The organism is Mammaliicoccus sp. A-M4 (assembly GCF_022386955.1).
GTDB lineage: Bacteria > Bacillota > Bacilli > Staphylococcales > Staphylococcaceae > Mammaliicoccus > Mammaliicoccus lentus.
The window spans coordinates 1-6,025 of sequence record NZ_JAJNHH010000027.1; the positions used below are offsets into that span (position 1 = coordinate 1).

General features: G+C 30.8%; 7 protein-coding genes. 6 read left to right on the top strand and 1 reads right to left on the bottom strand.

The window, feature by feature from the left end; genetic code table 11:
- Positions 1-321 precede the first annotated feature (321 nt).
- The 3 genes from LQ682_RS13880 to LQ682_RS13890 all read left to right on the top strand — a co-directional run bounded on the left by LQ682_RS13880 (position 322) and on the right by LQ682_RS13890 (position 3,225).
- Positions 322-1,647, top strand: a complete 1,326-nt coding sequence (locus LQ682_RS13880) for an MFS transporter (protein ID WP_103268736.1) — start codon at positions 322-324, stop codon at positions 1,645-1,647.
- A complete protein-coding gene (locus tag LQ682_RS13885; protein ID WP_239724580.1) occupies positions 1,637-2,455 on the top strand; it encodes a sugar phosphate isomerase/epimerase family protein in 819 nt (272 codons plus the stop codon). Before LQ682_RS13880 ends, LQ682_RS13885 begins: the two co-directional genes overlap by 11 nt.
- A 107-nt stretch (positions 2,456-2,562) precedes the next feature.
- Positions 2,563-3,225 (top strand): YIP1 family protein, encoded by a 663-nt coding sequence (locus LQ682_RS13890; protein WP_017000665.1) that lies wholly within the window; start codon positions 2,563-2,565, stop codon positions 3,223-3,225.
- Positions 3,226-3,321: 96 nt separating this feature from the next.
- On the opposite strand, the gene LQ682_RS13895 is transcribed toward LQ682_RS13890, so the two are convergent.
- Positions 3,322-3,882 carry a GNAT family N-acetyltransferase gene (locus tag LQ682_RS13895; protein WP_239704193.1) on the bottom strand — a complete coding sequence of 187 codons (561 nt, stop codon included), beginning with the start codon at positions 3,880-3,882 and terminating at the stop codon, positions 3,322-3,324.
- A gap of 226 nt (positions 3,883-4,108) precedes the next feature.
- On the opposite strand from LQ682_RS13895, the gene LQ682_RS13900 reads away from it, so the two are divergent.
- The 3 genes from LQ682_RS13900 to LQ682_RS13910 all read left to right on the top strand — a co-directional run bounded on the left by LQ682_RS13900 (position 4,109) and on the right by LQ682_RS13910 (position 5,765).
- Positions 4,109-4,477 (top strand): aggregation-promoting factor C-terminal-like domain-containing protein, encoded by a 369-nt coding sequence (locus tag LQ682_RS13900; protein ID WP_017000663.1) that lies wholly within the window; start codon positions 4,109-4,111, stop codon positions 4,475-4,477.
- Between the two features lie 180 nt (positions 4,478-4,657).
- Positions 4,658-5,287 carry an NAD(P)-dependent oxidoreductase gene (locus LQ682_RS13905; protein ID WP_239704194.1) on the top strand — a complete coding sequence of 210 codons (630 nt, stop codon included), beginning with the start codon at positions 4,658-4,660 and terminating at the stop codon, positions 5,285-5,287.
- Positions 5,288-5,357: 70 nt separating this feature from the next.
- Positions 5,358-5,765, top strand: a complete 408-nt coding sequence (locus tag LQ682_RS13910) for an Rrf2 family transcriptional regulator (protein ID WP_064205371.1) — start codon at positions 5,358-5,360, stop codon at positions 5,763-5,765.
- Positions 5,766-6,025 lie beyond the last annotated feature (260 nt).

The window sequence follows — 6,025 nt, forward strand, 5'->3', positions numbered from 1 at the left end:
TCCTTGTTAAATTGTTTATATCTGAAATAGTTCATACAGAAGACTCCTTTTTGTTAAAATTATACTATAAATTCAACTTTGCAACAGAACCTTAATTATCATAGTTATGATAAAATAGCCTATTTTAGACAATCCTTAGTGTATATCTGTATATCACTTTATGTTTACAGCATTTTAATACCGACTTAATACGTAATCAATAGTTCCTTTGTAAAATTAAATGGTAATATATAATTTTAAAATATTATAAGTAAATTATGTTATCACAAATTTATTATGGGTAAATTGTTTTTAACAACTACGGAAAACAAGGAGACGTATATGAGTTTTAATTATCTAGATTATCCTGAAGATCAAGCTAAACTTAGTAAGTTTCAGCGTAAGGTGAAAATTGTTTCTGCTGGAGGAACGTTCCTTGATGGATTTGATTTAACAATTATAGCTGTCGCTATGCCATTGATTATTAAACAATGGAGTGTTAGTCCAATTGAGGAAAGTTTATTAACAGCTTCAGCCATTATCGGTTCCTTCATTGGTGCTGCATGGCTCGGTAAATTAACGGATACATTGGGAAGAAAGGCTATGATTACCGTTGATTTAATAGCCTTTGTATTATTTGCTGTTTTAACAGCAATAGCACCTAATGCATTATATTTAATTATATTTCGGTTCTTTCTTGGTATAGGTATAGGTGCGGACTATCCTATTTCTTCCACGTTAGTGTCAGAATTTAGTTCCTCGAATAATCGAGGGCGACAAGGAACCTTTTTAGGTATGATGTGGTTTGTTGGTGCAGTTTTCGCTTATATAACTGGAATGCTTTTAGTACCATTAGGCGATGATGCATGGCGTTATATGTTTTTAGTAGGTGGATTACTTGCTGTAATCATCTTTATTTTTAGAATAGGACTGCCAGAATCACCACGTTGGTTAGCATCTAAAGGCCGTGAAGAAGAAGCACAGAATATTATTTATCAGCTTACTGGTAATAAAGTGAAGGTAGAACCTGTAGTCAATAAAAAGGTAAAAGTAAAAGAATTATTTACTGAAAAATTTAGAAAGAGAACTATTTTCGTATGTGGTTTTTGGTTTTGTTATGCTACAGCATATTATGGCATTTCCATGTATACGCCAACTATTTTAGCTTCAGTTACTGAAGGAACATTAAATCAAACATACATAGCTTCATCTATTGTAAGTATTTTAGGTTTAATCGGCGCGCTTATCGGTTCATATTTAGTTGATAGATGGGGACGAAGACCACTTCTGATAACATCATTCTTTGGATTAACAGTAGGTTTAACTATATTGACGTTAAACCCCAATCCTACTTTAATGTACTTAGTAATTTTATTTAGTGTAGCAGTTTTATTTTCAAATATGGGTGGAGGTATTTTAAATTTTGTATATCCAACAGAGTTATTCCCAACAAATATACGTGGAACTGCATCAGGATTTGCTACATCGGTTAGCCGTATAGGATCTATTTTAGGTGTGCTTGTTTTCCCAAACTTTGTTGCATTATGGGGCAATCAAGTAGCATTAGGCTTCTTTTCTTTAATAGGTTTGGCTGGTTTCCTAATTACAATTTTTCTAGCTCCTGAAACAAAAGGTAAGAGATTAGAAGAAATCAATGATGAAAATTAATAGAAAAATGTCACGTACAAAGGAGATTATTCAAGTGGAAAAATGGATTAGTTTATGGTCTATTGGACAAGAGTATAGTTTAGAAGACATAAAGCAAATTAAAGAACATGGCTTTAACGGTGTTGAAATTTGGGCAGAACATCATTTAGCAGAGCAAGCTTTCAAGTATGCAAATGAATGTGATTTACAAATTGGCTTACATCTACCTTTTCATGATTTAAATTTAGCTACACAATATGATGAGATAGCAGCGTATACGCTAGCATTAACAAAAAAATGGATGAAGAAACTAGCATATTATAATGGAAGTCATGCTGTTATTCATGGAGGTCAAGCAATGGCCTCTGAAGATTTGGATAAAGTCTATCCGAAAATGATTGAACGATTAAAAGAATTGAGCGACTTTTCTCTAGCCAATAATGTTGAATTACTTTTCGAGAACCAAATACCTGATGGGCTAAACTATATGCATATATTACCTTCTAATATTGAAGAATGGCTAGATGTGTTAAATAAAACAAACACTAAAGCTTGTTTAGATGTTGGGCATTTAGCTATTCAAGGTGACGAATTTAAAGACACAGTAAACAGATTAGGTGGATTACTTAAATCAATTCATTTATCCGATAATGATGGAAAATCAGATTTACATTTACTACCTAACGATGGAACAGTTATACAAAATAATATAATAAATGTTTTAAGTAAACAAAATTATCAAGGACCAGTTGTTTTTGAAATAAACCCTTATAAATATTCATTAAAAGATATTTTAGAGCATCCATCTGTTAAAGAATTTAATATTTAATTAACCGCCCTTTCACTTACCATTATTTTACAATTAAGTTATTTTAAATAATGGTTATTAATGTTATTATATTGATAAATATTATTTGAAAGGAAGGTTATACATATATGGAAAATTCTAATGCAAATCAAACAAGTGCAAAAACATCAGACTTACCTCTTTTAAATCACTTTAGTAAGTTAAGAGAAAACCCTAAATGGATTGTAAAATTAATTATATTCACTATTTTGTCATTTATATCTTTACTTTTGACGAATTATATAACTGATAATACTGAGATACTTAAAAAAGCTGGTTTGGATTCATCTCAAATTGAACAACAAAATGAAATGGATATAGGGACTTTAATTGGCCAAACTGTTGGTGGTGTCATTTTTGGCTTATTAATTATCTTTTTAATATTCTTAATTGTTTCAAAAATTATGAAATCTGATGCACGCGCAATTCATATTTTTTCAGCTTCTATTTCATATTTAATTATTACTACTGCTTTTTCAATAATTGTTTATGGTATACAAGCATTATTTGGACTAACGTTACCTGATACACAGATTGACAGTCTAAATGTTTTTGATAAAGGAAATCAATATTTGTCAGTTTTTAATTTATCAGGTTTATTATCAGCATATTTAATCTTTGCTGTGTATTATGGGACAAGTAAGTTATCTAAAAAAGCTTCTATTATTTGGGCAATTGTTGCTTTAATCGTAACTATTGGCTTTGGATTAATCAGTGCATCATTTATTAATGCGATTCAAGGTTTAGTCTAGTATGTGTTAGCCTTTCACAATTTATTTTGTAACAATACTTTTTAGAGCGGGATAGAAACCTTTTACGAAAATAAAACTTCTAACCCACTCTTTTATTTAATTTAATATATTTAACTTCCTATTTAATACTTCTTCCATTAACGACCAACCTTCACGATCATCTCCAGTTGGATCATAAGGTTCAAATCCATAGTTTAAGTACATATTTATCGCTTGATAACTTGTCGTTTGCGTTGTTAAATACACTTTATTATGGTTTTCTTTTATTAATGTATTCAATGCTACGGTTAACAAAGGTTTAGATAATTTCTTCCCTTGATATTCTGGTTTTATTGCAACAAAATGTATTCGTCCTTTTTGTTCACCAGTTCCATCTAAGTCTCCGAACCAAGCTGATGTTGTTCCAATTGCTTCTCCATCTTCATTCTCTATGAAAAGACATCTATGTTTCATTTCTTCTATATTAAAGCCGAATTCTTTATCGAATCTTTTGAGTGCATCCTCGACTGTTTTAAATTCTTCAGCAGCAGTTTCTATTTTTGCCCACTCTATTTCATCGCCTTCTCTAAATTTTCTGATTGAATAGCCTTCAGGTAAATCAAATTGTGGGATATTTTCTAAATTATCTCTGAACATCTTCAACTTAATTCTTTTCATTTTGTAACCTCCAGTTTTATCATTCACTAAAAATTATATCTAATATATACAATTAAACCAAAATATCTACTGTCATATGGCATTCATTTTTTTAATACGATTGAAATAAAAGACATTTGCTTTTTATTTCGTTGTAACCTATGAGATGAAAATTGATGTTAAAGTGTATTAAGTAATTACGAAAGAGATAAAAAATAATCGATTGCATATGGAGGAATATTTTACTATGAAAAAATTATTAATCGCATCAACTGCAGCAGCAAGTATTATTACAGCTGGATTTAGCGCTAACGCTGATGCAAGTGAATATACAACAACTCAAGCAACAGAAGCAGCATCTACTAACGAAGTATATAAAGAATTTATCGCAGCTGGTGGAACAAAAGCATTATGGGATAACATTGTAATGCCAGAATCAAGTGGTAATCCAAATGCTGTAAACGAACTTGGATACAGAGGCCTTGGTCAAACTAAAGAATCTTGGGGCACTGGAAGTGTTACTGAGCAAACTAAAGGTATGATCAATTACGCTAAGGAACGTTATGGCTCTGTAGAAGCAGCAATTGCATTCCGTCAAGCAAATAACTGGTGGTAAAATTTAAATCATAAGCATTTTCAAATATAAATAATAAAAACTCCCAATCTAGATGTGAAATCTAACAGATTGGGAGTTTTTTAATGCCTATCGCATTTTAAAAGTTTTATTTTTGACATTTTCAGATGATAGTTCTACACTCAACTTGTATCTAAAATAAATACAAGTGAGGTTATTAATATGAAAATAGGTATCGTAGCAGCTAATGGAAAAGCAGGACAACTTATTACTAAAGAAGCTATTAATAGAGGTTTAGACGTTACAGCTATAGTACGTAACAAAAATAAAACTGTTGCTGAAAAATCTATTATTAAAGATTTGTTTGATTTAACGTCAGAAGATTTAAAGCCATTCGATGTTATAATTGATGCTTTTGGTGAAGTACGTGAAGATAAATTACATTTACATCAAGATTCTGTTCACCATTTAAATAAATTACTATCAAATACTGATACAAGATTAATTATTATAGGCGGTGCTGGTAGTTTGTATGTGGATGATAAATTAGAAACACAACTATATAACACCCCTGATTTCCCTGAATCATATAAACCACTTTCTATAGCTCAAGGTAAAGTGTTAGATGACTTGCGTAAAAGAAATGACGTACGCTGGACATTTGTTAGCCCCGCTGCTGAATTTATTGCGGACGGAGAAAGAACTGGAACATATATTTTAGCTGGAGAAAAATTTACTTTAAATGATAATGGTGAAAGTAAAATTAGTTACACAGATTTTGCTATCGCAATGGTAGATGAAGCTGTTAAAGGCGACCATATTCAAGAAAGAATTTCAGTTTTATCAAAATAAATGCCTCAGCCCTCTCGCTTTTATTAAGCCTCATAGTTATAATGAATATGAATCTAAGAGGTGATAAAGCGTGAACACTCAAATTTCAGTTGGTATTCATATACTGTCTTTGCTATCTATTAATGAAGAGCCCCTTTCAAGTAAATATTTAGCAAGTAGCATAAATAGTAATCCAACACTTGTAAGAAAAATATGCAAATATTTGAGAAACGGTAAACTTATTGAAAGCCAACAAGGTAAGTCAGGTTATCAATTATCTAAACCAGCAAATAAAATAACTTTAGGTGATGTATACCAACTTATACAAGAAGAAGAACATTTCCTAAAAATACATCAAGATACAAACCCTAAATGTGTCGTCGGTAAAAACATTCAATCTACTTTAGATAATATATACAGTGAAGTGGATTCAAAAATTATTAAAGAACTCAATCAAACAACTATAGATGACTTATCCAAACAAATATTAAGTCGATAAAGAAGCTCCTTTCAAAGTTTACACATATAGTGTCTAATTTGAAAGGAGCTTTATATATGAGTAAAGAGAAGAATAGTCTCAAATTCTAACGGGCTAGTTATTTTTGTCTAGCTCGTTAGATTTTCTAACAGGCTAGATTTTCCAAACAAGCACGTTAGCTCTGTATTTTCGAATATGTCCATATAATTGTGTAATAAAAAAAGAGCCAAATATAGCTCACTTTAGTACAATGTAATCGACTAAGAAAATATTGTAGAGGT